The 3158-nt window shown below is 68.3% G+C and carries 2 protein-coding genes; both read left to right on the plus strand.

Annotated elements, in window-relative coordinates; all coding sequences use genetic code 11:
- A partial coding sequence (gene putA / locus ACXJL8_RS37475; protein ID WP_456686652.1) for a bifunctional proline dehydrogenase/L-glutamate gamma-semialdehyde dehydrogenase PutA occupies positions 1-2704 on the plus strand: 2704 nt, incomplete at its 5' end.
- Between the two features lie 339 nt (positions 2705-3043).
- A partial coding sequence (locus tag ACXJL8_RS37480; protein WP_456686653.1) for a CoA transferase occupies positions 3044-3158 on the plus strand: 115 nt, incomplete at its 3' end.

A 3158-nucleotide genomic window follows, 5' to 3' on the forward strand; every position in this document is an offset into this window, starting at 1 on the left:
CGGCGAGGGCGACTTCATCCATCACGAGACCAAGTCCACCGCCTTCCTGGTCAACGCCTCGGCCTGGGCGCTCGGCCTGTCGGCGCGGGTGATCCAGCCCGGCGAGACGCCCGACGGCACCATCGGCCGGCTGGTGAAGCGCCTGGGCGCGCCGGCGGTGCGCACGGCCACCCGCCAGGCGATGCGGCTGATGGGCAATCATTTCGTGTTAGGGGAGACCATCGAACAGGCGCTGGAGCGGGGCCGGCCGCGCTCCGGCCAGAAGCCGCGCTACTCCTTCGACATGCTCGGCGAAGGCGCGCGGACGGCTGCGGACGCAAAGCGCTATTTCGACGCCTATGCCAGTGCGATCGAGACCATCGGCAAGGCGGCCGGCAACCATCCCCTGCCCGACCGGCCCGGCATCTCCGTCAAGCTGTCGGCCCTGCATCCCCGCTTCGAGGCGATCAGCCACGCGCGCGTGATGCGCGAGCTGGTGCCACAACTGCTCGATCTGGCCCGGCGCGCCAAGGCCCATGACCTCAACTTCACGGTCGATGCCGAGGAAGCCGACCGGCTGGAGCTGTCGCTCGACGTGATCGCGGCAACGCTCGCCGATGCCTCGCTCAAGGGCTGGGACGGGTTCGGGCTCGCGATCCAGGCCTACCAGAAGCGCGCCAGCGCGGTGATCGACTACATCCACCAGCTTGCGCACGCGCATGATCGCAACCTGATGGTGCGGCTGGTCAAGGGCGCCTATTGGGACACCGAGATCAAGCGCGCGCAGGAGCGCGGGCTCGACGGCTATCCCGTGTTCACGCGCAAGGCGATGACGGATCTGAACTACGTCGCCTGCGCGCAGAAGCTCTTGGGTCTTCGGCCGCGCATCTTCCCGCAATTCGCCACCCATAACGCGCTGACGGTCGCGACCGTGCTGGAGCTGGCCGGGACCAGCGGCGGCTTCGAATTCCAGCGCCTGCACGGCATGGGCGAAGCGCTCTACGAACAGCTCGCCAAGGATCACCCTGATATCGCCTATCGCACCTATGCTCCGGTCGGCAGCCATCGTGACCTGCTCGCCTATCTGGTGCGGCGGCTGCTGGAGAACGGCGCCAATTCGTCCTTCGTGGCGCAGGCGGCCGATTATCGCGTGCCGGTCCTGGCGCTGCTGAAGCGCCCGGCCGATCTCATCGTCCGGCCGGATCATGCGCACCACGCCAAAATTCCGCTGCCGGGCGACCTCTTCGCCCCGGAGCGGCGCAATTCACGCGGCGTCGAGTTCGGTGAGCGTGCCGCGCTCGACCGCCTGCTGGCCGATGTCAAGCGTGAGACGCCCGATCTCGGACCGCCGCCCGACGCAACGCCGGATCAGGCCAACGCAGCGATAGAAGCGGCACGCGCGGACTTTGCGGCCTGGAGCCGGACGCCCGCGGCCACGCGCGCCGCGGCGCTGGAGCAGGCCGCGCATCTGCTGGAGAGCCGCAGCGCCCATTTCATCGCGCTGTTGCAGCGCGAGGGCGGCAAGACGCTCGACGATGCGCTGTCGGAACTGCGCGAGGCCGCCGACTTCTGCCGCTACTATGCAGCGCAGGGCCGAAAACTGTTCGGCAGCGAGACGGCGATGCCGGGTCCGACCGGCGAGAGCAACACGCTTGCCATGCGCGGCCGCGGCGTCTTCGTGGCGATCTCGCCCTGGAATTTCCCGCTGGCGATCTTCCTCGGCCAGGTCACGGCGGCGCTGATGGCCGGCAACAGCGTGGTGGCAAAACCGGCCGAGCAGACCCCGCGCATCGCGCGCGAGGCCGTAGCCCTGCTGCACGAGGCCGGCATCCCCAAGAGCGCGCTGCATCTCGTCACCGGCGACGGCCGCATCGGCGCCATGCTGACGGCGCATCCCGACATCGCCGGCGTCGTCTTCACCGGTTCGACCGAGGTGGCGCGCGCCATCAACCGGACGCTCGCCGCCAAGGACGGCCCGATCGTGCCGCTGATCGCGGAGACCGGCGGCATCAATGCCATGATCGCGGATGCCACCGCGCTGCCCGAACAGGTCGCGGACGACGTCGTGACCTCGGCGTTTCGCTCCGCCGGTCAGCGCTGCTCGGCGCTGCGGCTGCTGTTCGTGCAGGAGGATGTTGCCGACCGCATGATCGAAATGATCGCGGGCGCGGCGCGTGAACTCAGGATCGGCGACCCCGCCGAAATTGCAAGCCATGTCGGACCGGTGATCGACCAGGAGGCCAAGCAGCGGCTGGATGCGCATATCGCGCGGATGAAGCGAGAAGCGCGGCTGCACTTTGCAGGCTCGGCGCCGGAGGGCTGCTTCGTCGCGCCGCACATCTTCGAGCTCAGGGATGCCGGCCAGCTCACCGAGGAAGTGTTCGGCCCGGTTCTGCACGTCGTACGCTATCCGGCCGAGCAGCTCGGGCGCGTCCTGCAGGCGATCGCGCGCACCGGCTACGGGCTGACGCTCGGCGTCCATTCTCGCATCGACGACACGGTCGAGGCGATCATCGACCGCGTCCAGGTCGGCAACATCTACGTCAACCGCAACATGATCGGCGCCGTGGTCGGCGTGCAGCCGTTCGGCGGCAACGGCCTGTCCGGAACCGGGCCCAAGGCCGGCGGCCCGCACTACCTCGCGCGCTTTGCCACCGAGCAGACCGTGACCATCAACACGGCGGCAGCCGGCGGCAATGCTGCGTTGCTGGCGGGGGAGGAGTGAGGCTGCTTCCGGATTCGTACCCTCTCACAACACGCGCAATTGCWGTTCCGTCATCCTGAGGTGCGAGTGGCGCGATGCCAAGCATCGCGCCGGGAGCCTCGAAGGATGAACGGCCGGGATGCAGCCGGGCCGTCGCCCTTCGAGGGCCGCTGAAGAGGCGGCCACCTCAGGGTGACGGGGATAAATTCAGGATCCGTGGCGGACGCGCGCTGATCGCCGCAGCGATGCCCTGCGCCCGATGGCGTTGCATCGCGCCAAAACATCGGTCTAATGCTCCCATGATGTGGCCGCGCCAATTCCAGCGCGCGGGAAACAACAAGAGCGAGGAGCAACGCCGCGATGGAAAAAGGCATTTTTGCAGGGCTGAAGGTTCTGGACTGCGCGAGCTTCATCGCAGCGCCCGCCGCCGCGACCGTGCTCTCGGATTTCGGCGCCGACGTCGTCAAGATCGAGC

It is taken from the genome of Bradyrhizobium sp. P5_C11_2, from assembly GCF_054049755.1.